The 26,533-nt window shown below is 63.3% G+C and carries 26 protein-coding genes and 1 pseudogene; 8 read left to right on the top strand and 19 right to left on the bottom strand.

Features of this window, described 5'->3' with window-relative positions; translation table 11 throughout:
• Nucleotides 1-17: 17 nt before the first annotated feature.
• Nucleotides 18-722 (bottom strand): Tim44/TimA family putative adaptor protein, encoded by a 705-nt coding sequence (locus tag JQK88_RS02895; protein ID WP_142867503.1) that lies wholly within the window; start codon nt 720-722, stop codon nt 18-20.
• A 196-nt stretch (nt 723-918) separates the two neighbouring features.
• Between JQK88_RS02895 and JQK88_RS02890 the strand changes: the two genes are divergently transcribed.
• From JQK88_RS02890 to JQK88_RS02880, 3 genes and pseudogenes are all read left to right on the top strand, one after another.
• On the top strand, nt 919-1,419 hold the full coding sequence (locus JQK88_RS02890; protein ID WP_312037247.1) for an FxsA family protein: 501 nt from the start codon (nt 919-921) through the stop codon (nt 1,417-1,419).
• A 196-nt stretch (nt 1,420-1,615) separates the two neighbouring features.
• Complete coding sequence (secB, locus tag JQK88_RS02885; RefSeq protein WP_112393905.1) at nt 1,616-2,119, top strand: protein-export chaperone SecB; 504 nt, start codon at nt 1,616-1,618, stop codon at nt 2,117-2,119.
• A 238-nt stretch (nt 2,120-2,357) separates the two neighbouring features.
• A pseudogene (locus tag JQK88_RS02880) lies at nt 2,358-2,638 on the top strand (GIY-YIG nuclease family protein).
• Between the two features lie 136 nt (nt 2,639-2,774).
• Here JQK88_RS02880 and dnaQ read toward each other — a convergent pair.
• From dnaQ to JQK88_RS02860, 4 genes are all read right to left on the bottom strand, one after another.
• Nucleotides 2,775-3,479, bottom strand: a complete 705-nt coding sequence (gene dnaQ / locus JQK88_RS02875; RefSeq protein WP_203277373.1) for a DNA polymerase III subunit epsilon — start codon at nt 3,477-3,479, stop codon at nt 2,775-2,777.
• Between the two features lie 140 nt (nt 3,480-3,619).
• Nucleotides 3,620-4,555: an IS110 family RNA-guided transposase gene (locus JQK88_RS02870; protein WP_203277372.1), complete on the bottom strand. Its 936-nt coding sequence runs from the start codon at nt 4,553-4,555 to the stop codon at nt 3,620-3,622.
• Nucleotides 4,556-4,900: 345 nt separating this feature from the next.
• Nucleotides 4,901-5,308: a carboxymuconolactone decarboxylase family protein gene (locus JQK88_RS02865; RefSeq protein ID WP_203277371.1), complete on the bottom strand. Its 408-nt coding sequence runs from the start codon at nt 5,306-5,308 to the stop codon at nt 4,901-4,903.
• A 132-nt stretch (nt 5,309-5,440) separates the two neighbouring features.
• Nucleotides 5,441-6,877: a DHA2 family efflux MFS transporter permease subunit gene (locus tag JQK88_RS02860; RefSeq protein ID WP_203277370.1), complete on the bottom strand. Its 1,437-nt coding sequence runs from the start codon at nt 6,875-6,877 to the stop codon at nt 5,441-5,443.
• A gap of 112 nt (nt 6,878-6,989) precedes the next feature.
• Here JQK88_RS02860 and JQK88_RS02855 point away from each other — a divergent pair, with 112 nt between their 5' ends.
• Entirely contained in the window at nt 6,990-7,991 is a 1,002-nt protein-coding gene (locus tag JQK88_RS02855; RefSeq protein ID WP_203277369.1) for an ornithine cyclodeaminase family protein, read from the top strand.
• Nucleotides 7,988-9,469: an HAL/PAL/TAL family ammonia-lyase gene (locus tag JQK88_RS02850; protein ID WP_203277368.1), complete on the top strand. Its 1,482-nt coding sequence runs from the start codon at nt 7,988-7,990 to the stop codon at nt 9,467-9,469. The genes JQK88_RS02855 and JQK88_RS02850 overlap by 4 nt, the downstream gene beginning before the upstream one ends.
• A gap of 25 nt (nt 9,470-9,494) precedes the next feature.
• Here the strand turns inward: JQK88_RS02850 and JQK88_RS02845 are convergent, their stop codons facing one another.
• The 12 genes from JQK88_RS02845 to JQK88_RS02790 all read right to left on the bottom strand — a co-directional run bounded on the left by JQK88_RS02845 (nt 9,495) and on the right by JQK88_RS02790 (nt 21,335).
• Nucleotides 9,495-10,298, bottom strand: a complete 804-nt coding sequence (locus tag JQK88_RS02845) for a 3-methyl-2-oxobutanoate hydroxymethyltransferase (RefSeq protein WP_192259435.1) — start codon at nt 10,296-10,298, stop codon at nt 9,495-9,497.
• Between the two features lie 86 nt (nt 10,299-10,384).
• Nucleotides 10,385-11,473, bottom strand: a complete 1,089-nt coding sequence (locus tag JQK88_RS02840) for a fatty acid desaturase family protein (protein WP_192259437.1) — start codon at nt 11,471-11,473, stop codon at nt 10,385-10,387.
• 20 nt (nt 11,474-11,493) lie between these two features.
• A complete protein-coding gene (locus JQK88_RS02835) occupies nt 11,494-12,408 on the bottom strand; it encodes a sugar phosphate isomerase/epimerase family protein (protein ID WP_192259439.1) in 915 nt (304 codons plus the stop codon).
• Between the two features lie 59 nt (nt 12,409-12,467).
• Nucleotides 12,468-13,556 (bottom strand): Gfo/Idh/MocA family protein, encoded by a 1,089-nt coding sequence (locus JQK88_RS02830; RefSeq protein WP_192259441.1) that lies wholly within the window; start codon nt 13,554-13,556, stop codon nt 12,468-12,470.
• A 102-nt stretch (nt 13,557-13,658) separates the two neighbouring features.
• A complete protein-coding gene (locus tag JQK88_RS02825) occupies nt 13,659-14,723 on the bottom strand; it encodes an ABC transporter ATP-binding protein (RefSeq protein ID WP_192259443.1) in 1,065 nt (354 codons plus the stop codon).
• Entirely contained in the window at nt 14,723-15,511 is a 789-nt protein-coding gene (locus JQK88_RS02820) for an ABC transporter permease (protein WP_112560253.1), read from the bottom strand. Before JQK88_RS02820 ends, JQK88_RS02825 begins: the two co-directional genes overlap by 1 nt.
• Complete coding sequence (locus JQK88_RS02815) at nt 15,511-16,374, bottom strand: ABC transporter permease (RefSeq protein WP_112560252.1); 864 nt, start codon at nt 16,372-16,374, stop codon at nt 15,511-15,513. Before JQK88_RS02815 ends, JQK88_RS02820 begins: the two co-directional genes overlap by 1 nt.
• 66 nt (nt 16,375-16,440) lie before the next feature.
• Nucleotides 16,441-17,496, bottom strand: a complete 1,056-nt coding sequence (locus JQK88_RS02810) for an ABC transporter substrate-binding protein (RefSeq protein WP_192259445.1) — start codon at nt 17,494-17,496, stop codon at nt 16,441-16,443.
• A 40-nt stretch (nt 17,497-17,536) separates the two neighbouring features.
• Nucleotides 17,537-18,499: a PfkB family carbohydrate kinase gene (locus tag JQK88_RS02805; protein WP_192259446.1), complete on the bottom strand. Its 963-nt coding sequence runs from the start codon at nt 18,497-18,499 to the stop codon at nt 17,537-17,539.
• Nucleotides 18,496-19,551, bottom strand: coding sequence for an ADP-ribosylglycohydrolase family protein (locus tag JQK88_RS02800; RefSeq protein WP_192259448.1), 1,056 nt, complete (start codon nt 19,549-19,551; stop codon nt 18,496-18,498). The genes JQK88_RS02805 and JQK88_RS02800 overlap by 4 nt, the downstream gene beginning before the upstream one ends.
• Nucleotides 19,552-19,554: 3 nt before the next feature.
• Nucleotides 19,555-20,280 (bottom strand): GntR family transcriptional regulator, encoded by a 726-nt coding sequence (locus tag JQK88_RS02795; RefSeq protein WP_023815836.1) that lies wholly within the window; start codon nt 20,278-20,280, stop codon nt 19,555-19,557.
• 284 nt (nt 20,281-20,564) lie between these two features.
• Complete coding sequence (locus tag JQK88_RS02790; RefSeq protein WP_203277367.1) at nt 20,565-21,335, bottom strand: IclR family transcriptional regulator domain-containing protein; 771 nt, start codon at nt 21,333-21,335, stop codon at nt 20,565-20,567.
• Nucleotides 21,336-21,444: 109 nt separating this feature from the next.
• Here JQK88_RS02790 and JQK88_RS02785 point away from each other — a divergent pair, with 109 nt between their 5' ends.
• Genes JQK88_RS02785 through pcaF form a run of 3 tightly spaced genes read left to right on the top strand, consistent with a single transcriptional unit; the run spans nt 21,445 to nt 24,294 of the window.
• The gene (locus tag JQK88_RS02785) at nt 21,445-22,302 is read left to right on the top strand and encodes a CoA transferase subunit A (protein ID WP_203277366.1); all 858 of its coding nucleotides are present in this window, start codon (nt 21,445-21,447) and stop codon (nt 22,300-22,302) included.
• Nucleotides 22,299-23,087 (top strand): CoA-transferase subunit beta, encoded by a 789-nt coding sequence (locus tag JQK88_RS02780; protein WP_192259454.1) that lies wholly within the window; start codon nt 22,299-22,301, stop codon nt 23,085-23,087. The genes JQK88_RS02785 and JQK88_RS02780 overlap by 4 nt, the downstream gene beginning before the upstream one ends.
• Nucleotide 23,088: 1 nt before the next feature.
• On the top strand, nt 23,089-24,294 hold the full coding sequence (gene pcaF / locus JQK88_RS02775; RefSeq protein WP_192260100.1) for a 3-oxoadipyl-CoA thiolase: 1,206 nt from the start codon (nt 23,089-23,091) through the stop codon (nt 24,292-24,294).
• Between the two features lie 13 nt (nt 24,295-24,307).
• On the opposite strand, the gene pobA is transcribed toward pcaF, so the two are convergent.
• Nucleotides 24,308-25,480 carry a 4-hydroxybenzoate 3-monooxygenase gene (gene pobA, locus JQK88_RS02770; RefSeq protein WP_203277365.1) on the bottom strand — a complete coding sequence of 391 codons (1,173 nt, stop codon included), beginning with the start codon at nt 25,478-25,480 and terminating at the stop codon, nt 24,308-24,310.
• Complete coding sequence (locus JQK88_RS02765) at nt 25,480-26,532, bottom strand: 3-carboxy-cis,cis-muconate cycloisomerase (protein WP_203277364.1); 1,053 nt, start codon at nt 26,530-26,532, stop codon at nt 25,480-25,482. The genes pobA and JQK88_RS02765 overlap by 1 nt, the downstream gene beginning before the upstream one ends.
• Nucleotide 26,533 lies beyond the last annotated feature (1 nt).

Here is a 26,533-nt window from a genome sequence, read left to right as displayed (position 1 = left end):
CCGCCAATGTCCGGGATTCAGTCTTCTTCCTCGGTGGCGACCAGCTTCCAGTTCGGATCGCGCGAACGTGTGTCGCGGGCAAAGGTCCAGACATCCTTGACCTCGGCCACCGTCTCGGGATCGCCATCGATGACAGCACCCGCCTTGTCGCGGGTCGCCGAAATCAGCTCGCTGACGATGCGCAGCGTGATATGGGCCTCGCCACCCTTCATCTCGGCCGAGACGATGTCGGCCTTGTCGATGCCGACGAAGGAGGACTGGATCTTTTCGGCTTTCGCCTCGCGGTCGCCTATGGCGGCCACGAAACCGTCAAAAACCTCACGCGACAAAAGGTTCTTCAGCGTTTTGCGGTCGCCATCGGCATAGGCCATGACGATCATCTCATAGGCCATCTTGGCGCCGTCGACGAAACCCTTCGGGTCGAAGGACGGATCATTGTCCTTGATCGTGCGCAGGCCTTTATTCAGATCGGTGTCGGGCTTGGCGAAAGCGTCGATGGCCGCATAGGTCTCGGCAGCCGTCTCGCCCGGCAGGCGCTTGCGCGGCAGTGAAACCACATTCTCGGGCTTTTGGGTCGCGTCCTTGTCGGTGCGGCTGGCCGTATAGGGATCGAAGGGCGGGCGTTCGCTGCCCGTGCGGCGGCCGAGCACGTTGCGCAGCTGGAAAAAGATCACCACTGCGGCAATCAGAAAGAAAATGGTGCCGAAGTCGAAGAATCCCATATCTTTCGCCAATCAATCCCTGACCTGGCCGGGACCCGGCCAATCCGGGCCGCGGTCGCATAGCGTTCAACATGCAAAGCATATAGAACGCATGGCGCAATCATTCAAATCAAAGGCAGGCATACCTATCTAACGGCCTCAGTGCCAGCGGCGATTGTACGCCGTCCGGCAAAACATGGAAACGATCGGTCAAGACTTGCGCATTTCCTTCCTCCCTCTGTTCCTGCTTGCTCTGCCGCTGCTGGAAATCGCCGGTTTCGTCATTGTCGGCCGCGAGGTCGGGGCGTTGGCGACGGTCGGCCTGGTGCTGGCTTCCAGCCTTGCGGGCGTGCTTCTGCTCAGGCACCAGGGTTTTGGCGTCATGGCGCGGGTGCGCGCCGAGATGGCCGGCGGCGGCGATCCCAGCCGCCAGCTCGCGCACGGCGCCATGATCATGGTCGCCGCGATCCTTTTGATCATTCCCGGCTTCATCACCGACATTATCGGCCTGCTTCTGTTCCTGCCGCCGGTGCGTGACCTTGCCTGGAGCAGGCTCAAGGGCCGCATCGTCGTCGCCACCGATTTCACCACCGGTGGTTTCCGCGGCAGGTCGCGCGACAAGGTCATCGATCTCGACGACGGCGACTATTCGCGCGAGGACGATTTCAAGCGCGGCCCGGATCATAACTCGCCATGGCGCCGCCTGAAGGACGATTAGATCGCAGTTGTTGGGTTTTGAACTGTCGTTCGGGAGTCGGCGCCGCTGACTTCGACGAGTTTCTTCGACAAAGTCGAAGTGGACGAATGCCCGGAGTCCGAAGGCGGCAAACCTTGTCTTGTCATGCCGACCATGCTAGCCAACGCCCGATTTCAATTCGGTCAGCGCTGCTGCCCAGGCAAAAGGATCAAGGCTCATGGCCAGCAAAGATGACGCGCCGGTCGGCGCCGCCAATGGCAACAACGGCGAAACGGCGCAGCCGTCGCTCAACGTGCTCGCCCAGTATGTGAAGGACCTGTCCTTCGAAAGCCCCGGCGCGCCGAACTCGCTGCGCGGCCGCGACAAGGCGCCCGGCATCGCCATCAACGTCAATGTCAACGCCAACCCGCTCTCCGACAAGCAGTTCGACGTCAATCTGACGTTGAACGCCAAGGCCTCCTTTGACCAGGAAGTGCTGTTCAATGTCGAGCTGGTCTATGGCGGCGTCTTCGCTATCTCAGGCTTCCCGCAGGAACACATGCTGCCGATCCTGTTCATCGAATGCCCGCGGCTCCTGTTCCCCTTCGCCCGCCAGATCATCGCCGAGGCCACCCGCAATGGCGGCTTCCCGCCGCTGATGCTCGACCCGATCGATTTCGCGCAGATGTTCCAGCAGAAGCTGGCCGAGGACCAGGCGGCCTCGAAGGTCAAGGTGAGCTGAGAAGGCTCTACGCTAGTGTTTGAAAAGCCCGGCCTTGTGCCGGGCTTTTTGTTGGAGACGTTGGTGGGACAGCACGCTCTGGTTTAGCCGAAGCCCTCGCCACTTCGTCATCCTAGGGCGAAGCAAGGAGCGAAGCGACGCGGCGCAGACCCTAGGATCCATGCCGTAATGTCTGCCCTAGAGTGCAACGGATCAGAATGGCGCTTGTTCGCGCACCAACGCTCGTTACCCTGAAGCCATGACCGGCTATGTCTACATGACCGCAAGCCAGAAGCGCGGCACCATATACATCGCCGTCACCAACGATCTTGGCCGCCGCATGCCGGAGCACATCCGGCCAGGGTCCAGGCTTCACCAGCGCTACGGTGTGCAGCGGCTGGTCTGGTACGAGGAATTCTTCGACATCACCGATGCCATCAGCGCGAGAAGTCGCTGCGCTGGCCTCGACAGTGGAAGATCGATCTGATCGAAAAGGCCAACCCGGAGTGGTTTGAACTCTTTCGCGGAACTGGGTGGTAGGCGCTCGGTTTCTTGCGCCGCCAGAGCACAGCATCAGCGTCACGGCATGGAGCCTAGGGTCTGCGCTGCGTCGCTTCGCTCCTTGCTCCGCCCTGGGATGACGAAGTCGCGAGGGTTTCGGCTAACCTCAGGAGTCTCACCCCGCAGCCACCTTCAGCCACAGCGCCTTCTCCCCAAGCGTCGCCACCAACCCGGCATGCGCTGCGCGCTCTCCCTCGGTCAGTCGTGGCGGCAGGGCGATCGGCCGGGCGGCGATCGAGATGTCGATGTCGGCGACGTCACCATTGCTATTGACCTGCACCGCCACCGTTTCGAGGATGAGCGCCGCCTGCTTGCCGCCGATGAGCTCGATGTAGACTTCGGCCAGCAGTTCGGAATCGAGCAGCGCGCCGTGCTTGGTGCGGTGGCCGTTGTCGATGCCGTAGCGGCGGCAGAGCGCATCGAGCGAATTGGGACCCATCGGGTGCTTGCGTCGCGCCAGCGCCAGCGTGTCGACGACGCGCCCCGTATCGATGACCGGCTGGCCGAGCCGGCCGAACTCGGTGTTGAGGAAGCCGATATCGAAATTGGCGTTGTGGGCGACGAGCTTGGCGCCGTCGGTAAAGGACAGCCATTCCTCGGCGATTTCGGCAAAGGTCGGCTTGCCGACCAGGTCGGCGGCGCTGATGCCGTGCACGGCCTGCGCCTCGTGATGAACGGCTCGCCCTTGCGGGTTGATGAATTTGTGGAAGGTGCGCCCGGTCGGGAAGCGGTTGACCAGTTCGACGCCGCCAAGCTCGATAATGCGGTCGTCGCGCATGTCGAGGCCGGTGGTTTCCGTATCGAAGATGATCTCACGCATCGAATCAGCTCACTCCTAAGGGAGTAGAATCATAGAGCGGAACAAAATGGCAATGGGCTATACCCTTTTTCCCTTCTCCCCTTGTGGGAGAAGGTGGATCGGCGCGCAGCGCCGAGACGGATGAGCGACTATCTGAGGTGTCAAGTTGCATTTGCGAACTCGTTTCGCGCGTCGCGTGCTTTTGCATTGAGAATGACGAGCAGCTTGCGGGCGAGTGCAATGCGGATGACCATCTTTTCCTTTCCGGCAGCCTGCAACCGTTGCTTGAAAGCGGCCAGATGCGGATCATATTTGGCGACGATGCCGGCAACGAGGAAGAGAACGCCGCGCGGGCCGGCACGACCGCCGCGCACTGGTCTTCGACCGCTGCGCTTGCCGCTGTCATTGGCGATCGGGGCCAGGCCGGCCAGCTTGGCGATGGCCTTGTTGGAGAGGATGCCGATCTCGGGCAACTGCGCCATCAGCCGCGCCACGGTGCGAGAGGCAACCCCCTTGAGCGAGCGGAAGGCCCGGTCGAGACATGCCCACAGCGGATCGTCATCGATGAGCGTGGCGATCTCACCCTCGAGCCTCCGGCTCTGGCGCGCAAGCAGCGCGATCACCTCATCAAGGCTAGCGATGGTTTCAGCGTCGGCAGTGCTCTTGCGCTGCTTTTGAATGGTGAGATCACCTCCCACCTGGGAAAGCCGCGCAACCAGCGCCTTGAGCCGCTGCTGGGCCGCGCTCGGCGGTGGCGTCGGCTTGAGCCGCTTGACGGCACCATAACGGGCAATCACGGCGGCATCGATCCTGTCAGTCTTCTCCAGGAAGCCCATGGCCTCGGCGAAGTAGCGAACGCTCCTCGCATTGGCCATGCCGCAGGGTTGCCCCATCTCCCACAACAGCAGGAAGGCCAACCGCTCGTAGCCGCCACTGGCCTCCATGACGACGAGTTCGACGTCATTGGCCTGACACCAGGCGGCCAGATCGGCAATGCCTGCCGCATCGTTGGCGAAACGGCTTGCCGTTCCGATCGGCTCGATATGGGCGTCGAGCCAGTCTTTCGAAATATCTATTCCACAGAGGGTCGTGTTCACGGTAACCTGCCTTGTGCGTGCGATTGGAGCCAAGCGACTATTCGGTCGTGCGTGACGAGGCGAAGATCCCAGGCTCATCCACGGTTGTAGCCGCAGGGGTGTCGGGCGACTTCGCCAAGCCTCGAATCGGATGGCCGTCCGGTTCGAGGCTCAGCCGCTTCCATCGCACAAAGTCTCCTCCGTGCAGATACAAGGGGTGCTGGAAGAAACCAGACGTTAAAAGATCGAGGGATTTCAATCGCCTAGTTCTCAAAGGTCGCGATCCTTTCCAACACCCCTCATCCGACCTCGCTTCGCGAGGCCACCTTCTCCCACAGGGGGAGAAGGTAAGGGCGCGCTGCCGCCTCACTTCACTTCAAACTCAGGATCGACCGGGATCTGCATGGCCGTCACCAGATGATTGGTCTGCCCGGCCAGCCCGATAATCGACACCAGTTCGCCATGCTGTGCATCGGTCATGCCTTTGGCGCGAGCGGCGGCCGTGTGCGAATGGACGCAGTAAGAGCAGCCATTGGCAGTGGACACCGCGATGTAGATCATCTCCTTGGTCAGCGGATCGATGGCGCTCTCCGTGGCCATCACCACCTTCACCTGTTCCCAGGTCCGTTTCAGCAAGGCCGGATCATTGGCCAACCCGCGCCAGAAATTGTTGACGAAATCGGACTTGCGGGTGGCGCGGATGTCGTCGAACACCGCCTTGGCGACCGGGATTTTCTCGACCTCGGCGTCGCTGAGAAGTTTTGTGGTGGCCATGGCGGTTCCTTTCATCTGGGTCTGCGAACGGGATGAATCGGGTCGTGAGCAAACGCCGCTAATCCATTTGCCGCACTTTGAATTTTGCCCGTTCCGGCAACAAATTATTCCACAGCTGAGAATGTCTGAACGTCAACCCTGCGTCGCGTGGCCCGAAACTTCGGCGCCCGCACCAGGCGGCAGCACGAGGAACCGCAACGCCGCCACCAGCCCGATGGTGCCGATAACAACAAAGGCGATGCGAAAATCAACGAGGTCGAGCGCCGGCCGGTCCCTCATGATCTGCGACAGGTTGAGGATCGCCGCCGCCACCGCGACACCGAACAGCATCGCTATCTGCTGCAGCATGGAAGACAGCGTCGCCGCAGAACTGCGCTGTGTCGCGTCGATGTCGGCGAAGGCCAGCGTGTTCAGCGCGGTAAACTGCATCGAGCGCGACAGGCCGGCGACCAGCATCAGCGCCACCACCAGCGCCTGCGGTGTGTCAGGCGAGATCGCCGCGCACGCCATGATCGAGGCCGACGCGATGATGCCGTTGACGACCATCACCGTGCGAAAACCGAAACGCCTGAGCGTCGGCGTCGTCACCGTCTTCATGCCGAGATTGCCGAGGAAATAGGCCAGGATCATCAGGCCGGCATCGACGGGCGAAAGCCCGAAACCAACCTGGAACAGCAATGGCAGCAGGAACGGCGTGGCGTTGATCGCCACGCGGAAGATGGTGCCGGCGGCGAGCGTCGAGATGGCGAAGGTCAACACCTTGAACGCGGAGAGATCGAGCAGCGGATGCGGCGCGCGCCGGAGGTGCCGCACCGCCAGCCAGCCGATGACGATGCCCGCCGCAACCAGCAGCACCGTCGGCAAGGCTCCATCCTCGGGATGCGCAATGCGTTCGAGGCCATAGAGCAGAAGGGCAAGTCCCAGCGATGTCAGGAAAAATCCCGGCCAGTCCAGCGGCTTGGCATCGGCCTCGCGGTCGCCGGGGATAAAACGCGCCACCAGCGCCAGCCCAATCAGCCCAAGCGGGATGTTGATGAAGAAATTCCAGTGCCAGGAGAGATAGGTGGTGATGAAGCCGCCGAGTACCGGCCCGACGACAGGCGCGAACAGCGCCGGCCAGGTGATCAGCGCCGTGGCATTGAGCAGCTCCGACTTCGGCGCATTGCGTAGCACGAGAATACGCCCGACCGGCGTCATCAGCGCGCTGCCCAGGCCCTGCACGACGCGGGCGGCGACGAATTGAGGGAGACTTTGCGAGAAGCCGCAGGCGAGCGAGGCCAGCGTGAACAGTACGATCGCCAGCAGGAAGATGTTGCGCGCCCCGAAGCGGTCGGCAAGCCAGCCCGACAGCGGCACGAACACCGCCATGGTCAGCATATAGACGGTGATGCCGATGCTCATCGCCACCGCCGGCACGCCGAAGGATTGGCCCATCTGCGGCAGCGAGGTCGAGATGATCGTTGAATCCAGCAACTGCATGAAAAACGCGATGGCGACGATCAGCGCCACGCGCCGCGCATTGCTGCTGGCGGTCTCGGTGGAGGCTTCGCTGTCGGGAACGGCAGTCATGACGAACCGCGTTGAACAGCATATGGCTCGCCCAGTCCAGAGCCTAGCCAACAAACTTCCGTGTCGCGCCGAGGCCTGTTATGGATTAGCGCCTTAGCGGCAAGGAACCTGCATGAAGCCGATCTATATCGACTACCTCAATGCCCTCGATATCGAAGCCCTTGATATGACCGACGGCGAAATCATCGCCGCCGTCGAGGCTGGACTGGTCGCGCAAGGCAATGGCCAGACGGTGATCGAACCGCGCGTCCATCTCGAACCCGATCCGGCTTTCCATGGCCATTTCAACGTGCTGCGCGGCTACGTCGCGCCGCTCGATGCGGCCGGCGTGAAGATCGTCGGCGACTATGTCGACAACTATCTGCACGGCCTGCCCTCGGAATTCGGCATTTTGAACCTGTTCGATCCGCGCACCGGCACGCCGCGCGCCATCCTTGACGCCACCGTCATCACCGACATGTGCACCGGCGCCGTCACCGCCATCGGCGCCAAGCATCTGGCGCGCAAGAACTCGAAGGTGCTTGCCCATATCGGCGCGCGCGGCACCGCCTACTGGAACGTGCGCCTGCTCGATCATCTCTTTGATTTCGACGAGATCCGCGTCCATTCGCGCCGCCCGGAAAGCCGCGACGGCTTTGCCGCCAAACTCTCCGCCGATCTCGGCAAGAAGGTCACGGCGGTCGCCGACTGGGAGAGCTGCGTCAAAGACGCCGACATCGTCGTCGAGGCCTCGCGCCTGCCCGAGCCGCAGCCGCTGCTTAAGACCGAATGGATCAAACCCGGCGCTCTCGTCATGCCCTATGGCACGATGAGCGCGGTGGAGCTGTCGCTGACCGACATCATGCAGAAAATGGTCGTCGACGATTGGGGCCAGTGCAAGGGCGGCAAGTTCGGCTCGCTGCGCGCCCATGTCGAGACTGGGAAGCTGAGCGAAAAGACGCTGCATGCCGAACTCGGCCAGATCGTTGCCGGCCTGAAAGCCGGGCGCGAAAGCGACGACGAGACGATCCTGTTCTGGCATCGCGGCCTGTCACTGTCCGACATTGCGCTGGGCAAGGCAATGCTGGCCAAGGCCACAGACAAGGGCATTGGCCAGAGGCTGCGCTTCGCATGAGCGCGCTCGTCCTCAGCGGCGCCGGCATCAGCGTCGAGGATGTCGCGGCCGTCGCCCGTGGCGGCCGCAAGGTCGAGGTCGGGCCCGGCGTCATCGAGAGGCTCGACAAAGCCCGCAAAGTGCTTGACCAGGCCGCAGCGTCCGGCCAGCAGATCTACGGCCTCAACACCGGGCTCGGCGCCAATCTCGGCACCACGGTCGAAGACGATGCCAGTGCCTTCCAGCGCCAGCTGCTGGAAGGCCGCAGCGGCGCTGTCGGCGAGCCGCTGCCGCAAGAGGCGGTGCGGGCGACAATGCTGGCGCGCGCCGCGATGTTCTCGGTTGGCGGTTCGGGTATTTCGCCGGCTGTTTTGACCGCCCTTGTCGACGCGATCAATGCGGGCGTGCATCCTGTGATGCCGTCTCTAGGTTCAATCGGCGCCGGCGACCTGCTGCTGATGACCGCGATAGCCCGCACGCTGATTGCGGAGGGCGAGGCTGACTACCAAGGCCGGCGCATGCCTTCCGCAAAGGCGTTGATGATGGCGCGGCTGGCGCCGGTCAGCCTGGCGCCCAAAGACGGACTGTCGTTGATCAATGCTTCGGCGGTCTCGACGGGCGCCGGCGCACTGGCGCTCGCTGATGCCCTCTCAGCCTTTGAACAACAGCAGCAAGCCGGCGCACTGACGATGGAGGCACTTGGCGCCAACCGCACCATCCTCGATCCGCGTCTGCATCTGGCGCGTCCGGCGGCCTGCCAGCAGCTTGCGGCAAAGGAGCTACGCGATCTGCTCGCCCGCGACGAGCAACCACCGCCCACCACCTTGCAGGATCCGCTTTCGGTCCGCTGCATGCCGTCGATACACGGCGCGCTGATCCAGGCGATCGACAATGCAAGGCTTGCGGTAGAAATCGAGCTCAACGCCGCCGCCGACAATCCTCTGGTACTCGGAGAGGACAATTTGGTCTTGTCGACAGGCAATTTCCACACCGCCTCGATGGCACTCGCTTTCGAGACGCTTGGCCTCGCCATCGCGCAGGCCTCAGCCGCAACGGCCGCACGCTTCGTCCAACTCACCGGCTCCGGCCGCAACGGCCTGCCTAAATATTTGTCGCCAATCGGCGGCGCGTCCGCCGGCTTCGTGCCGCTGCAAAAGACAGTCACGGCGATCCTCGCCGCCATCCGCCACAAGGCCAATCCCGTGATGCTCGACTTCCTGCCGGTCTCGGAAGGCGTCGAGGACCATGCGACGCAGACGCTGCTCGCTGTTACGAAAAGCGCCGGCATGATCGGCCTGTGGCGACGGTTGATCGCCTTTGAGCTGATGGCGGCAGCACAGGCGGTCGATTTGCGCGAAGGCCTGACGCTGGCGCCGGCGACAGGAGTCATCCATGCGGCGGTGCGCGCGCACGTGGCAAGCCTCAGGGAAGACAGGCCGCTCGGCCCGGACGCCGAGCCGCTTTACGCCTCGCTCGCCAACGGCGGTTGGCGGGCGTAACAGCGACCAGGCCAGATCGGCGAGTTCAGGCCTTTTCATCCACCCTTTTCATGAATTGGCTGAGCTCGGCCGGGTCCATGCGCACCACATGCTTGTCTTCCGGATAAGCGCCGCTGTTGACGTCGGCGACATATTCGGAAAACGCCGCCACCCGCTCTGCTTGCAAGCGGTCATATTCGGCTGCGAAATTGCGATAGACCTTGGAATGGCGCGGCATGTGGCCCCTGTTCTGGCCGAGTATGTCGTCGGCGAACAGGTATTGCGCATCGCAGCCGGTGCCCGCTCCCATCGACAGCATGATCAGCGAGGTGCGCTCCGAGATCGCCTTCGCCACCTCGACCGGCACCACTTCGATCTCCGCGCCGAGCGCACCGACTGCTTCATATTGTTTCACCGCCTCGAAGATCTGCATGGCGGTGTCGGCGGTCTTGCCGACGGCCTTGAAACCGCCGGTCCAGGTCGCACGCGACGGAATGAGGCCGACATGGCCGATGACGGGGATGGCATCGTCGGCAAGCCGCTTCACGGTGGCGAAACCGGCGCTGCAATAGACCGCGTCGGCGCCGGCCTTGTAGAGCCGGAAGGCCCAGCGCAGGAAATCGTCCGCCGTGCCGATCTCGTAAAAATTCTCGCCCGGCATGGTGAACAGGCTGGGCGCCGCATCGCGGTATTGCGGGTTGAGCACCAGCTCCGGCGGCACCGAGACGATGTCCACCCCTGCCCGCTCGGCAGCCTCGGCCTCATCCATGGTCAGCACGCGCAGCATGGTTAGCTGGCGCTTGCCCTTCATGGCGCGTAAATCGGCCACCGTCGGTCTCTTTCGGCTCATCTTATGTCCCTGTTTGCTGGAATTGATTTTCCCGATCACCTTACCGGCCACGAGACAGGCCGGATAGCTGGGTTCATAGGCAGCCGCTACTCCGCCGCCGCCGACATATCGACCTCGTGAAACTCGCCACGATAGGGCCGAGCCGTCGGCGGCAATTCGCGCTTGAGGAAATAGTCCTGGTATCGCAGCTGCTTCAAAAGCACCGGCCAGACCTCGCGGTAGGCATGCCACATCGACGGGTTCGCCACCGGCAGATCGTGCTTGATCAACTCGTGCAGCCTCGGCAGCGCGTGATAGGGCACCATCGGGAACATGTGATGTTCGACATGATAATTCATGTTCCAGTAGATGAAGCGGCTGACCGGGTTCATGTAGACGGTGCGGGTGTTCAGCCGATGGTCGACGACATTGTCGGCCAGCCCGATATGCTGCAGCAGTCCGGTCAGCACCATGTGCCAGCTGCCATAGAGGCGTGGCAGGCCGATCAACACCAACGGCAGCCATGATTTTAGCGCGATCGCGGCGGCAATCGCCGCCGCATAGATGGCCACATGCCAGCGCGCCGCCATGATGGCCTTGCCCTGCTCACTTTCCGGAATGTAGCTCTTTTCATCGTCAGACAGCTTGCCGAACGCCTGGCGCACCAGGGTCGGCAGCGAATAGCGGAAATCGAGAAGGCCGGTGAAGGCGAGCGCCGCCTTGAGCAGGTTTGGCGGCCGCATGACGGCGATCTCGGCATCGCGCCCGACGATGACGGTATCGGTGTGATGCCGGGCATGGCTCCAGCGCCATTGCACCGGATTGCGCACCACCATGAAGCTGGCAATCTCGTAGACGACATCGTTCATCCAGCGCGTGCGGAAAGCCGTGCCATGGCCGCATTCATGCCAGCGCGAATCGCTCGACGAACCATAGAGCACGCCATAGACGAGCAGGAACGGCACCACCCACCATGTGCCCCAGAACCAGACGATGCCGGCGCCCGAGCCCAGGATCGCAGCGATCCAGATGATGGTATCGCGGATCGCCGGCTCGTCGGAACGCTGCATCAGCTCCTTCATCGCCTTGCGCGGCACGTCGGTGTGATACCACTCGGCCGAGGCCAATCCGGTTTCGATCGCCCGGCGCGTGCTTTCGCCGACCAGGCTGTAATCGCGTTTTGTCTTGACCGCCATCGTCACCTCCCGCCCGATCCCTACAGACCGTTGGCGCGGAATTTCCCGTCGAGAAATGTTTTCGCGCGCGGCACGTCATCCTCGGTCAGGTGCTCGATGATGACAGGAATGTTCGGGTGCTTTTCGCTGAGCCGCTTGAGGTAAAGGTCATAGTTCAGTGAGCCCAAGCCGGGCGCCGGCAATTCGATCTCGCCGACGCCACGGAAGGTCAGCCCTTCATGCGCGTCCGCGTCGCCGATATCGGCGTGCTTCTCCGTCTTGTCGCTTCCGGAGCGCTTCACATCCTTGGCATGCGCGATCCGGATCTTGTCGGTCAGCGTGTCGAACACCTGATTCAGCACCTGGTCCATCCGGTCGATGTTGTGTGCCTCGAAATAGTTGGTCGGGTCCATCAACAGGCCAAGGCCGGGATGGTCGACCTGCGCGAACATTTTTACCGTCTCCTCGACCGAGCCGACGACATTGTTGACATAGGTTTCGAGCAGGAACACCGCGCCGTGGTCATAGGCTGTCTGGGCAAGATCGGAGATCACCTTGCGGCATTCCTCGAACCCTTCCTCGGTCTTGTTCTTGGGGTGATGCACCCAATCGGATTCGGTGTTGTAGGTGCCGGTCTCGGAGATCACGTAGGGCGAGCCGAAATCGCGCGCGTTGCGGATGATCTCCTTGAGATAACCGACCCGCTTCGCGCGCTCGGCTTTATCGGGATGGATGATGTTGGTGTAGCCCGAGAGACAGCAGACCGGCAGATTGTGATCGCGGAACGTGTCGCGCACCGTCCTGGCTTTGTCCCTGGTGATCTGCCCGGCTGTAAGATCGATATCCCTGAAATGCAGATCGAGCTGCACCGTGTTGAACCCGAGCCCGCGGATGCGTCTTGCGGCCTCCGCGAGCTCATAGGGGAAATAGCCGGTGAAGATCCCTGCCTGCATCATGATGTGAACTCCTCCCGGTAAGCGATTCAGCCGCCACGCTATTCGGTGGCAAGAAATGTTCAGTCGATCGATATTTCGGACAGTTTTACGGTGCGGCCTTCCGCCATCGAGCGATAGCCGGCCTCGACCAGAGCCATCGTCCTGACATTGTCGGCGACCGATAGCGCCGGCGGCGTGCCCGTCTTCACCGCATGCTGCAACTGTTCCATCACGCCGATGAAGGCGTGCGGGAACCACATCGTTTCCCAGCTCGGGCTGATCCATTCGCCGCCGGTCGTCTCGGTCGAGGCATAGGTCAGCGTCGAGGCCACACCTTTCGGCCAGCCGATCGTGCCCTTGGCGACACCCTTGGTGCCGTCGACGCGCCAATTGATGTGCTGGTCGTCCTCGTAGCCCTCCTGGCGCGGACCGGACCAGACATCCTCCAGCGACACCGCGAGCACGCCGGAGGGAAAGCGCAGTGTCGAGACGGTGATGCCGTCGGAGTGATCGAATGCCGTGCGCGGGTCCTTGCGCGTCAGCGTGGTGATCTCCGAGGGATCGCCGAACAGGAAGCGCAGCACATCGAGATGATGCACGCTCATATTGGCAAGCGTCAGCCGGTCGTAGTCCGCGAGGAAGGTCTGCCAGTGCGGGATCGCATGCATGTCGATCTGAGCAAAGACGATCTCGCCCAGCGCGCCGCTGTCGATGATCTGCTTCAAGACACGCATCGACTGGTCGTAGCGCATGTTCTGGTTGACCGAGAGGATCTTGCCGGACTTGGCAGCTTCGTCGCGTAGCTTGACGGCCTCTTCCACCGACAGCGCCAGCGGCTTCTGCGCCAGGATCGCCTTGATGTGCTTCTGCTTCAGTGCATGGCGGATCAGCGCCGGCTGCTGGTCGGGTGGAAAGGCAAGGTCGACGATCTCGACCCGCTCGTCCTCGATCAGTTGCTCGGGCGTGTCGTGAACGGTCGCAATACCCCAGCGCATCGCCACCTTCTCAGCGCTGGACTTGGTCCGCGAGGCGATTGCCACCACCGGAAATCCGGCCTGCGCATAGGCGGCGAGATGGCATTCGGCCATGATCATGCCGGCGCCGATGCAGCCGATCCGGTATTCGCTGGTGCGAACCCTCACATCCGGCTCGAAACCCTGGCCTGCCATATATTCCTCCCGTGGAGGAGGGATATAACGCCATGACCGGCGGATCAGCCAAGGACCGCTCCATCAATTCCCATCAGAGCCATGGCAGCGTGACAGTGCGAATTAACTTGCGGCAATCAGCACAGTGCTTTCCGGCGACCAGCTGAGCATCACATCCTGCCCTTCGGCCAGCCGATCGATGCCGGTGTTCTGGACGATGACCTTCAGCGTTTGGCCGGCGCGCTCGACGAAGTATGTGCTGTTGTTGCCGGCGAAGATGCGCTTGGAGACCTGGCCCTTCAGCGTGTTGGCATTGCCGCTCGAAGCCCCGGCATCGGTCGCGATACGAATGCGCTCGGGCCGCACCGCGCAGCTGGCCTTCGTACCGGCAGCAAGCCTGTCGCCCACACCGGCGGCGATCGCCGTGCCGTCCGGCAGGCGGATACCGTTGCCGGTCGCATCGCCGCGAAAAATGTTGGCGTCGCCGAGGAAGGTGGCGGCGAATTCGCTCTTCGGCCGGTCGTAGATTTCCTCGGGCGGCCCTTCCTGCACCAGCCTGCCGTCGCGCAATATGCCGATGCGATCGCTCATCGTCAGCGCCTCTTCCTGGTCGTGGGTGACGAAGATGGTGGTGATGCCGATCTCGCGCTGGATGCGCTTCAGCTCGATCTGCATGTCGACGCGCAACGCCTTGTCGAGCGCGCCGAGCGGCTCGTCGAGCAACAGCACGCGCGGTTTGGTAACGATGGCGCGCGCCAGTGCGACGCGCTGGCGCTGGCCGCCGGAGAGTTGGTGCGGCCGGCGCTCGCCAAGCTTGCCGAGTTGGACGAGATCGAGCGCGCGCTGGACTTCGGTGGCGATCGTCGCTTTCGCTTCGCCGCGCACCGACAGGCCGAAGGCGATATTGTGGGCGATGCTCATATTGGGAAACAGTGCGTAGTTCTGGAACACCATGCCGATGCGCCGCTTTTCGACCGGCACGTGCTCTACACTTTCACCGCCAATGGCGATGCGGCCGGTATCAGGGAAATCGAAGCCTGCGATTTGCCTGAGCAACGTGGTCTTGCCGCTGCCCGATGGACCAAGCAGCGCATAGAAGCCGCCATCGGCGAAATCGATGGAGACGTCGTCCAGCGCCTTGTGCGCGCCAAAACTGCGCGAGACATTCGATACCTGCACGCCAGCCATTATTTCTCTCCGCCGAATTTGAAGAAGCGCGCCGTGAGCAGCATCAGCGCCATCGACACGACAATGATAATGGTCGAGACCGCATTGATCTCGGGCGTGAAACCCTTGCGGATCGCGGCATAGATTTCGACCGGCAGCGTCGTCTGCCCCGGCGTCGCCAGGAAGTAGGAGACGACGAACTGGTCGAACGACACGGCAAACGCGAACAAGCCGCCGGCGATGACGCCGGGCATGATCCATGGCAGCGTCACGCGGGCTGTGACCTGCCACTGATTGGCGCCGAGCGACCGCGCCGCCTCTTCCAGTTCCGGCGCAAAAGTCTGCAGCCGGGCCGATACGACGACGATGACATAGGGCAACGCCAGCGCCACATGGCCGAGCAGGATGGCGAACAGGCCGCGCCCGATGCCGACGCCGAAGAAGAAGATCAGCATCGCCGTGCCGGTGATCAGCCACGGAATGGCGATCGGCGGAAACAGCAGCGCCTGCAGGAATTTCTTGCCGCGGAAGTCGTAGCGGTAGAGCGCCAGCGATGCTGCCGAGCCAAGCACCACGCAGATGATGGTGGTGATCACTGCGATCTCCAGGCTGTTCCAGGTGGCAGCGATGAGCTGGTCGTTCTGCCATAGCGAAGCGTACCATTCCGTCGTCCATTCGAACGGCAGCTGATAGAACGGCGAGACGTTGAGCGACATCAGCGCCATGATGATGATCGGCAGATAGAGGAAGGTGAGCAGCAGGCCGATATAGAAGCGGCCGAGCCCTTCGAGGACGCGGGTCGTCATCATCACGCGGCCCTCTTGAGCACCGGCGAGGCAACCGCCAGGATCACCAACACGACCGCCAGCAGGATGAAGGACAAAGCCGCCCCCAGCGGCCAGTTGAATACTGCGACGAACTGGTCCTCGATGATCGTTCCGTAGAACGTGCCGGTGCGCCCGCCAAGAATGCGCGGCTCCATGAAAGAGCCGACAACCGGCACGAAGATCAGCGCGGCACCCGCCACCAGTCCGGGCATCGACAGCGGGATGATCACCCGCTTCAGCACCTGCAACCGCGAGGCGCCGAGCGAGCGTCCGGCCTCGATCAGCGAGTCGTCAATTGCTTGCAGCGTTAAATAGCAGGTCAGCACCATGTAGGGCACGTAGGAGTGCACCAGACCGATGATGACGGCCGGGTAGGAATACATCAGGTCGATGTTGATCTTGAACGGCAGCACCGCATTGAGCGCCGTGTCGAGAATGCCGCCCTCGCGCAAAACCATCGCCCATGAGAAAATGCGCACCAGCCCGTTCGACCAGAACGGCAGGATCACGAGCAGGAAGATCGCCTCGCGGCTGCGGCCCTTCAGCACCTTGGCCAGCACATAGGCCGCAGGATAGCCGATGATGACGCACCACAGCGTCACTTCGAGGCCGAGCCTGAGCGAGGCGAGCAGCAGCGTCAGGTAAAGGCTTTGCGAGAAGAAGGCGGCATAGTTGCCGAGCGTAAAAGCCCATGGCTTTCCCGACAGCGGCAGGTCGGTCATGAAGGAGAAGAACACCATGGCCGAAAGCGGCAGGAAGATCGCCGCCGTCAGCCAGAGATAGGCCGGCGCCAGCAGCGGCAGCGCCGAGCTCAGCCCGCTGCGCGACGTACCCTGCGCTGCCATGGTAACCCTCCTCCCAGGATTGAAAGACCAGCCGGCGCGAACCGCCGGCTGGCCGGGACGTAAGCTTTACTTCACGTCGACCTTGAGCTGCTGCCACAGCGCCAGATAGGCTTCGCGCTGTTTGTCGGTGATCGGCGCCTGGAACTGGATGCGTTTGGCAACCTCGGGATCGCCCATCACCTTGCGGTTGAAGGCATCCTCCGGCAGCGCTTCCACCGCCTTGGTGTTGGCGGAGACGGGAGCGCCGACCTTGGTGACCCATTCGACATAGAATTTCGGGTCGATCATGTAGTTGATGAAGGCTTCGGCGCCCTCGACATTTTTCGAACCGGCCGGAATGGAGAAAGCATCGAGCCAGGCGACGGCGCCCTCCTGCGGGATGACCAGCGAGACCGGCAGCTTGAAGTGGGTCTTGGCGCGGTCGGCCGAACCGCTCCAGTAGGTGCCGATGTCGATCTGGTTGGAGGCGACCATCTGGTTCCAGTCGTTCTCCGAGCTCCAGAAGGTCTTGATCTGCGGCATCAGCGAGGTCAGCTTCGCCTTGACCGCCTCCATATCCTTGATGTCGTTGATATTCTGGCCGGTGGCGATGGCCCCGAACTGGACCGCCTCGACGGCGTCGTCGCGAATGACTACGCGGCCCTTATGCGCGGCATTCCACATTTCGGCGATTGATGTCGGCGGCTTGTCGAAGGACTTTTCGTTGATGGCAAGCGCCGTCAGCCCCCACACCCACGGCACGCCATAGACCTTGCCGTCATGGACGAGCATCGGCGAGCTCGCTTTGTCCGGGCTGATATTGGCATAGTTGGAAAGCTTCGACACATCGATCGGCTGGATCAGCTTTTCCGCCATCGCCTGGTCGTTGAAGGCGGCATTGATCATGACGACGTCGTAGAGCCCCGGGTTGGTCCGGATCTTGGTCAGCATTTCCTGTTCGGAATTGAAGAAGTCGTTGATGACCTTGTTGCCGGTCGCCTTCTCGAAGGCTTCGACGGCCCACGGCTCGTCGGCGCCGTAGCCCTTCCAGTTGAGCACGTGCACTTCGCCGGCGCTGGCGGCCAGCACCGAGGCGATGACGGAGGTTGCAGTCAGGAAAGCGGTCAGTCTGGGCATACGCATGTTCGTTCCTCTCATTGTTTGCCCGCTTGGCGCGGCATGTTTAGGCCTGTTGCTTCCGGCCATGCTCGTGATCATCGGCATGGCTCAGGAATGTCTGGATCTCTCTGTCCGTCGGCGCCGATGACCCGCCATGGCGAGTGACCGAAAGCGCCGCCGCCGCATTGGCGTAGCGCGCCGCCTCGAAAGCCGGCATCCCGCGTGACAATGCGCTGACGAAGGCGCCGATATGGGTGTCGCCGGCGCCATTGGTGTCGATTGCATCGACCTTGAAGCCGGGAATGGTTTGCGCACTGCCGTCAGCCAACTGCACGAAGCAGCCCTTCGCGCCGGCGCGAATGACAACGCCTTCGGCCTTCGGGCAATGATCGGCGAGAAGTCGGCGTGCGAGGGTTTCGACATCGCCAAGGCCGGCGATCTCGGCCGCTTCGGTCGTGTTGCAGCTCAACCAAGTCGTGCCGGCAAGCACCCGCGACAGGATTGGGCGCGAAATGTCCGCAATGATTGGCGTCGGATCGAACACAAACGGAATACCTGCTGGCAGCGCCTCGATCCAGTCGGTCAGCGCGTCGCGGCTGCCGGGATAGCTCAGCGTGTAGCCTGAGGTGAACACCCAGTCGCCGGATGCCGCAACCACGGGCGCCATCATGGCGAGGCTGAGAATGCTCTCCGCGCCGGGCCACGAGACGAAGGTGCGTTCGGCATCGTTCGAGATCATGGCGACGCAATTGCCGCTGTCCATCGCAGATGATGGCGGCGTCAGCGTTTCGATACCCTCGCCCGCAAGCGCAGCGCGCAGGAAATCGCCATTTGGCCCGCTGCCGAGTTGGCCGCCGAACACAACCGTCATGCCGGTGCGGCTGGCCGCAACCATCATGTTGAAGCCGCCGCCCGCGACCTGCGCATAACTTGAAGCTGTCTTCTCCGTACCAGGCGCCGGCAACGCATCGATACGGTAGACATGGTCGACCACCGCGCTGCCGACATGGACGAGGCGCCCGCTCATGCCGCGGCGTCCTTGCCGGAGCCGGTCTTGTCCGTGCGGCCCTTGAACACCCTTGCTGCAACCAGATCGGCTGCCAGCGTCCGAACCTCGGCCATGTCGATACCCCTAAGGCCGGCGATCCGGTCCTGCGGCAATTGCGAAAAGCCGATGCAGGCCCCAGCCATGCCTGCGGCAATGGCACCGATCGTGTCGGTGTCGCCGCCGAGATTGGCGCTGATGACAGCGGCCTTCCAGGGATCGCCGTTGGAGACTTCCAGCACCGCGAAGGCGGCCGGGACCGATTCCTGGCTGGCGACACCGGTGCCGACAAGTTCGGTGATGAGCCCGATCGCATCCTTCATGGTCTTGTCGCGCACGAGCTCCTGCGCCAGGACTATGCGTGCGGCGATGTCGCCGCCGGTCACCCAGTGGCCGACCTTGGCCCCTCGCCTCGCCGCCGCGACGGCGCTGTCGGAAGCAGCACGCCAGTCGCCGCCGGCGACGCCGCGACTGACAGCGGCCGCGACCGCGGCGGCCGAGGCAATGGCGATCGAGGTGTTGTGCGTGGCACGGCAGGTCTCCGCCACTTTGGCCACAAACGCATCGAGCGGCTCCAGCGGCATCATGATGCCGACAGGCGCGATGCGCATGGCCGCGCCATTGGTGTCGCCGCTGCGCCCGGCTTCTTCGGCCGGCACACCATTGTTGATGGCATCGATGGCGCGCTTGGTCGACGGTCCCAGCAGATCATAGCTGCCGCGCGCCTTGACCTCGCGTTCCCAGTCGAGCAGCGCATTGACCCAGCGCGCATGGTCGAAACGGTCGCCGGATTCGACAAGAATGCGGCCGAGCAGCAGCGCCTGTTCGGTGTCGTCGGTGATGGTGCCGGCCACGAGCCCCTTGGACACCGGATGGTCGGCGAAAGGCGCGACGAAATCCTCGACATGGCCATAGAGTTCGGCAATACGGGCCGGCGACAAAAGCTGCGTCGGCATGCCGAGCGCATCGCCCAGCGCCCCGCCGACAAGCGCGCCCAGCGCGCGATCAACGACCTTGTCGGCTGCATCCGGCATCGCTCAAAACCTCATATGCAGCGCAAAATGCGCCGGGTTGAGCAGGCTGGTGACATATTCGATCGGCCGGTCGTCTGCGGCGCGCGTCAGCCGTCGCCCGCGCAGGAAGGGCGTGCCTTGCGGGCAGCCGAGAATGGCCGCGTCCTCGGCGTTGAGCATCTCGATGCCGACCCATTCCTCGCCATGGTCGGGAATGAGCCCGGCGGCCCGCAGCGTCTGGTGCAACGAGCCTTCGCGCAAGCCGCGCAGCGGCACATCCTCGAGTTCAGGCGACAGCGGCAGCCGGCTGCGCTCGATGGAGATTGCATGGCCGTCGCTGGCATTGGTGCGCACCCGGTCGACGGCGATGAAGAACGGGCTTTCGATACCAAGCAGCGCGGCAAGATCGGCATCCTCGATCACTTCCAGCCGCAGCGTCCGCGTCTCTGCATTGGCGCCGGCATTGGCCAGCGCCCGGGACCAGCCGATGCTGTCATCGACCGGCTTGCCGTCGAAGGTGACGAAGGAACCAATGCCGACCTTGGTGGTGATCAGCCCGCGGCTGGACAGTTCTTCAAGGCCTTTGCGAACCGTGTTGCGGCTGACGGAGAAGCGCTGGACGAGCTCGTTTTCGCTTTGCAGGCGGTCGCCGAAGCCAAGCACGCCCGAGCGGATTTCATGTTCGAGAACGGTGGCGATCTGCTCGGGCTTGCCCGTGCCGGGAGACAGTTGAACCGCGCGCCGCTTCATATAGGTACCTGTTCAGTGAACCTGTATAGTCCTGTTCAATATTTGAGTTTTGACGTGAGGTCAACGGGATTCGTCAGGAGCGCATGCGCTGCTCCTCACCTGCCTGCCGGCACTCTCCCCGTAAGCGGGGCGAGTGGCGCTCTCATCGACGATTTCGCCACTCACCAACATTCAGAAATGAAGCCGGCAATGCGGGGGGGCCAGCCTCTTTCTCCCCCGTAAACGGGGAGAAATGCCCGGCAGGGCAATGAGGGCAGTACGGGTTTAGGCGATTAGCCTGCTGCTCAAACGAAGAAGAATTCTTCGATGCGCCGTTTCGCCTTGCCCAGCTCAGGCAGGACATCCCGTTCCATCGCCTCGACGGAAAACCGCGCCGATTGGGTCGAGACGTTGATCGCCGCGACGGTCTTGCCGGCGCGATCACAGATCGGCACGGCGATCGAGCGCAGGCCGAGCTCCAGTTCCTCGTCGACGATGGCAAAGCCACCCGCCCTCGCGGCGTCGATCGCCTTGCTGAGGGCTGCGCGGCTGGTGATCGTCTTCGGCGTCCGCCGCTCGATCTTTGCTTCGGCAAGGAAGGCCTTCAACTCGTCCGGCGCGAGCCCCGCAAGCAGAACCCGCCCCATCGAGGTGCAATACGCCGGCAGCCTGGTGCCGACATCGAGCGACACGCTGAGGATGCGCCGGCCGGGTATGCGCGCGACATAGACGACATCCTCGCCCGACAGCACCGCCGCATTGCAGGCCTCGTTGAACTGCCCTGCCACCTCTCGCAGGATCGGCGCCGCGAAGGTCCACAGCGAAGCGCCGCCAAGCCAGGTCCGCACAATGGTCAACAGGCGCGGCGAAAGCGAAAACAGCCGGCCGGATTGCGTCGCATAACCGGTAGCGGTCAGCGTCAGCAGAAATCGGCGCGCGCCAGCGCGAGTCAGCCCCGCCTCTTCCGCCATCTCGGTCAGCGTCAAGCCGGCCGGATGGCGGGCAAGGATCTCCATGACCGCAAGGCCGCGTTCCAGCGAACCGACATGGTCGCGCGTCGTTGCCTCGTCGTCCATGCGGCCTCCGCGAAACAATGCGTCGCCATTGACTCATCGCGGCGACCCGATGTAAAAGTATTACATACAAAACAAATGTTCGCAATACGAACTTTTGGAGTTTCCTGCGATGGTCAAATTCCTGCCGCTCAATGATGCCGTGGCCGAGAATCTGCATGATGGCGACGCGGTCGCTTTCGAGGGTTTTACCCATCTGATCCCGACGGCGGCGGCGCATGAGGCGATCCGCCAGGGCTTTCGCGATCTCACGCTGATCCGCATGACCCCCGACCTGATCTACGACCAGATGATCGGCATGGGCATGGCGAAGAAGATCATCTTCTCCTATGTCGGCAATCCCGGCGTCGGCCTGCTGCGGCGCGCCCGCGACGCCATCGAGAACAGCTTTCCCCGGGCGATCGAGATCGAGGAGCACAGCCATGCCGGCATGGCCAACGCCTATGAGGCGGGCGCGGCCGGACTGCCCTGTGCGGTGTTTCGCGGCTATCGCGGCGCTGGGCTTGTCGCCGTCAATCCGAACATCAAGTCGGTCACTTGTCCGTTCACCGGCGAAGTGTTGGCGGCGGTTCCCTCGATCCGCCCGGACGTCACCTTCATCCACGCCCAGAAGGCCGACAAAAAGGGCAATGTGCTGGTCGAAGGCATTGTCGGCATCCAGAAGGAAGCGGTGCTGGCAGCAAAACGCGCCGTGGTGACGGTGGAGGAACTGGTCGACAATTTCGACGACCTGCACCCCAATCTGACCGTGCTGCCGCGCTGGACCATCGCTGCGATATCGGTGGTGCCCGGCGGCTCGCATCCCTCCTACACGCACGGCTATTATGCCAGGGACAACGCCGCCTATCTCGAATGGGACGAGATCGCCGCCGACCGTGAAAAATTCCAGGCCTGGATGCAGGCCAATGTCATCGAACGCACGGCCGATGATTTCGCGGCCCGAGTCGAACATCTGAGGAGCGCGGCATGAGCGGCTTCACCCCCAATGAGATGATGACCATCGCCGCCAGCCGCGCCTTGAAGAACGACGATGTCTGCTTCGTCGGCATCGGCGCGCCGTCGGCCGCCTGCAACGTCGCGCGGCTGACGCATGCGCCCGACATCACGCTAATTTATGAAAGCGGCACCATCGGCACCGCGCCCGATGTTTTGCCGCTGTCGATCGGCGACGGTGAACTCTGCGACACCGCCGTCACCACCGTCTCGGTGCCCGAGATGTTCCGCTACTGGCTGCAGGGCGGCCGCATCTCCATCGGCTTCCTCGGCGCGGCGCAGCTCGACAAGTTCGGCAACATCAACACCACCGTCATCGGCGACTATGCGCATCCCAAGACCCGCCTGCCCGGCGGCGGCGGCGCGCCGGAGATCGCCACCTCATCGAAGGAGATCTACATCACCATGGCGCAATCGAAGCGCGGCATGGTCGAAAAGATCGACTTCTTCACCTCCTTCGGTCATGGCGACGGCGGCGACCATCGCCAGCACCTCGGCATCGACACATCAGGGCCGACGCTGCTGATCACCGACCTCGCCATCTGGAAGCCCGACCCGGTGACCAAGGAATTCACAGTGGTCTCGCTGCATCCGGGTGTGACGCGCCAGCAGGTGCAGGAGACCTGTGGCTGGGTGGTGAAATTCGCCGATGCGCTTGAAGAGACACCATCGCCGACCACGCTCGAACTGACCACATTGCGCGACCTGCAGGCCCGCACCAAGGCGGCGCATGAGGGAAGCGGAAAACAAAAGGCTGCATGACATGGCCGAGGCCTTCATCTGCGACTACATCCGCACCCCGATTGGCCGCTTCGGCGGCTCGCTTTCCTCTGTGCGCGCCGACGACCTCGGCGCCATCCCGCTGAAGGCGCTGATCGAGCGAAATGCCGGCATCGACTGGCAGGCGGTCGACGACGTTGTCTATGGCTGCGCCAACCAGGCCGGCGAGGACAATCGCAATGTGGCGAGGATGTCGCTGCTGCTCGCTGGATTGCCGAAGGAGGTTTCCGGCTCGACCGTCAATCGGCTCTGCGGTTCCGGCATGGATGCCGTCACCATCGCCGCCCGCGCCATCAAATCGGGCGAGGCCGAATTGATGATTGCCGGTGGCGTCGAATCGATGAGCCGCGCGCCCTTCGTCATGCCCAAGGCCGAGACCGCCTTTTCGCGCCATGCCGAGATTTACGACACCACCATCGGCTGGCGCTTCATCAACCCACTGATGAAGAAACAGTACGGCGTCGATTCCATGCCCGAGACCGGCGAGAACGTCGCCGAGGATTTTTCGGTGTCGCGCGCCGACCAAGATGCGTTCGCCGTGCGCAGCCAGGACAAGGCCGTCGCCGCGCAGGCCAATGGCCGGCTTGCGAAGGAGATCACTCTGGTGACGATCCCGCAGAAAAAGGGCGATGCGGTCATCGTCTCCAAAGATGAGCATCCTCGCGCCGGAACCACGGTCGAGTCCTTGGCCAAATTGCCGACGCCGTTCCGCCAAGGCGGGACGGTCACCGCCGGCAATGCGTCCGGCGTCAACGATGGCGCCGCGGCGCTGATCATCGCGTCGGAAGCGGCTGTGAAAAAATACGGACTGACGCCGATCGCCCGAATCCTCGGCGCCGCCGCCGCCGGCGTGGCGCCGCGCATCATGGGCATCGGCCCGGCGCCGGCGACGAAAAAGCTCTGTGCCCGTCTCGGCCTGACGCCGCAACAATTCGATGTCATCGAACTCAACGAAGCTTTCGCCTCGCAAGGTATCGCCGTGCTGCGCCAACTCGGCATCGGCGAGGACGCGGACTACGTCAATCCCAATGGCGGCGCCATCGCACTTGGCCACCCGCTCGGCATGTCGGGCGCGCGCATCACCGGTACCGCGGCGCTGGAGCTGCGCGAGCGCGGCGGCCGTTATGCGTTGGCCACCATGTGCATCGGCGTCGGCCAAGGCATCGCAGTGGCGCTCGAGCGCGTTTGAGATCGCACCGCCCTCAATACGGTAAACCGACATAGTTCTCGGCCAGCGCGGTCGACGCCGCCTGCGAATGCACGAGATAGTCGAGTTCGGCCTCCTGGATGCGCTGGCCGAACTCGCCGGTATCGGGAAAGCGATGCAGCATCGTCGTCATCCACAAGGAAAAGCGTACCGCCTTCCACACTCGCGCCAGCGCCTTGGCCGAATAGGCGTCGAGCCCACCCAGTGATTTGTCCAGGTAGAATTCGCGAAGTCCGGCAAAGAGATAGCGCACGTCGCTGGCAGCGAGGTTGAGCCCCTTGGCGCCGGTCGGCGGCACGATGTGGGCGGCGTCCCCGACCAGGAACAGCCGGCCAAAACGCAGCGGCTCGGCAACGAAGGACCGCAGCGGCGCGATCGACTTTTCGAAGGACGGGCCCGTAACGACGGCGGCAGCCGTCCGTTCCGGCAGGCGGCGGCGCAACTCATCCCAGAAGCGGTCGTCGCTCCACGCCTCGACCCGCTCGTCGGCCGGAACCTGCACATAGTAGCGGCTGCGATGGGTCGAGCGCATCGAGCACAGCGCAAAGCCGCGCTCGTGATTGGCATAGACCAGTTCGTGATCGGCCGGCGGCACCTCGGCCAGCACGCCGAGCCAGCCGAACGGATAGGTCCGCTCAAAGGTTTTCAACACGCGCTCAGGCACCGATTTGCGGCTGACGCCGTGATAGCCGTCACAGCCGGCGATGAAGTCGCAGTCGATGCGGTGGCTGACGCCATCCTTGTCATAGGTGACGTAAGGCGCCTCGCCATCGAAACCATGCAGCGCGACATTGGCCGCCTCATAGACGGTGGCCAGTCCCGCCGCCTCGCGCTTGTCCATCAGATCGTGGGTCACCTCGGTCTGGCCATAGACGGTGACGTGCTTGCCGCCGGTCAGCGCCGTGAGATCAAGCCTGTGCAGGCTGCCGCCGAAGGTAAGCGAAATGCCGGCGTGCAGCAGGCCTTCGGCATGCAGCCTTGCAGCCGCGCCCGCCTCCTCCAGCAATTCGACCGTGCCCTGTTCGAGCACCCCTGCCCGCACACGGCCAAGCACGTGCTCCCGGCTCGAACGCTCGAGGATCACCGTCTCGACGCCGATGCCGCTGAGCAGTTGGCCGAGCAGCAGGCCTGACGGCCCGGAGCCGACAATGACGATCTTTGTACGCATCAGTGCCCCAGGCTTTCGATCTCTCCGGCGAGCTCCGCGGCGAGCCGTAGTGCAGCCGCGGTCGCAACCGCCATTTGCGGCAGAACCAGCCACTCCAGCGTCCACGCCGCGCCCGAGCGCTCCTGCTCGTGCACCAGCGCCTGGTGCACGCCGGAAAGCTGCGTGGCGTTGAAGCGCGCCAGCGCCACCAGCGCTTCGGCCTTCACCGGGTTCTGCTTGTGCGGCATGGCCGACGAGCCGCCGCCGCCGGACAGTGTGATCTCAGAGCCGGCCTGCGCCATCAGCGCAATGTCCTGACCGAACTTCCCGAGGCCGCCGGTGATGAGCGACAGCAAGCTGGCGAATTCGGCCAGCGCATCGCGCTGGCTGTGCCATTGCGGTGCGTCGCCAAGGCCGAGTTTTGCGGCAAGGGCCGCGCGCACCGCAGGGCCCTTGTCGCCGAGCTTTTCCAGCGTGCCGGCGGCGCCGCCAAATTGCACTACGAGCAAACGTGGCGACTGTTGCGACAATCTCTGCTGATGCCGCTGTAGCGGTGCTCGCCACGCTGCGACACGGTCCGACACTTTTATTGGGATCGCCACCTGCATCCGTGTCATCCCAGCCAATGTCCTGCCCCCGAAACGCTCTTCCAACGCCGTCAGCCTCACGATGTTTTCAATCAGCAAGAGATCGAGATGGTCGATCACGCGGCGCAGCCGAAGCGCCAGGCCAGTGTCGATGACATCCTGGCTGGTTGCGCCGAAATGCACGCTGGCCTCGTGCGGCGCACCGACCGCTGCCTTCAACTGGCGCACCAGTTCGGGCACGATCACGCCGTCCTTGGCCACCCCAGCCCGTAGCCGCGCCGTATCCGGCTTGTAGGACAACAGGACAGACACGATCGCGGCCGCGGCGTCCTTGCCGATGATCCCGCTTTCGGCTTGCGCTTCCGCCAGCGCGCGCTCGAAATCGAGCATGGCGGCGATTTCCGCGTCGGCGGAAAAATACCGCGCCGCCTCCTCGTCGCCGAGCAGGCCGGACAGCAGCGGATGGTCGAAGGGCGATACGGTCATG

This window comes from Mesorhizobium caraganae (assembly GCF_016836705.1).
GTDB classification, from domain to species: Bacteria; Pseudomonadota; Alphaproteobacteria; order Rhizobiales; family Rhizobiaceae; genus Mesorhizobium; species Mesorhizobium caraganae.
The sequence above is the reverse complement of the archived record's forward strand: the minus strand, read 5'-3'. Positions and strand labels throughout refer to the sequence as shown.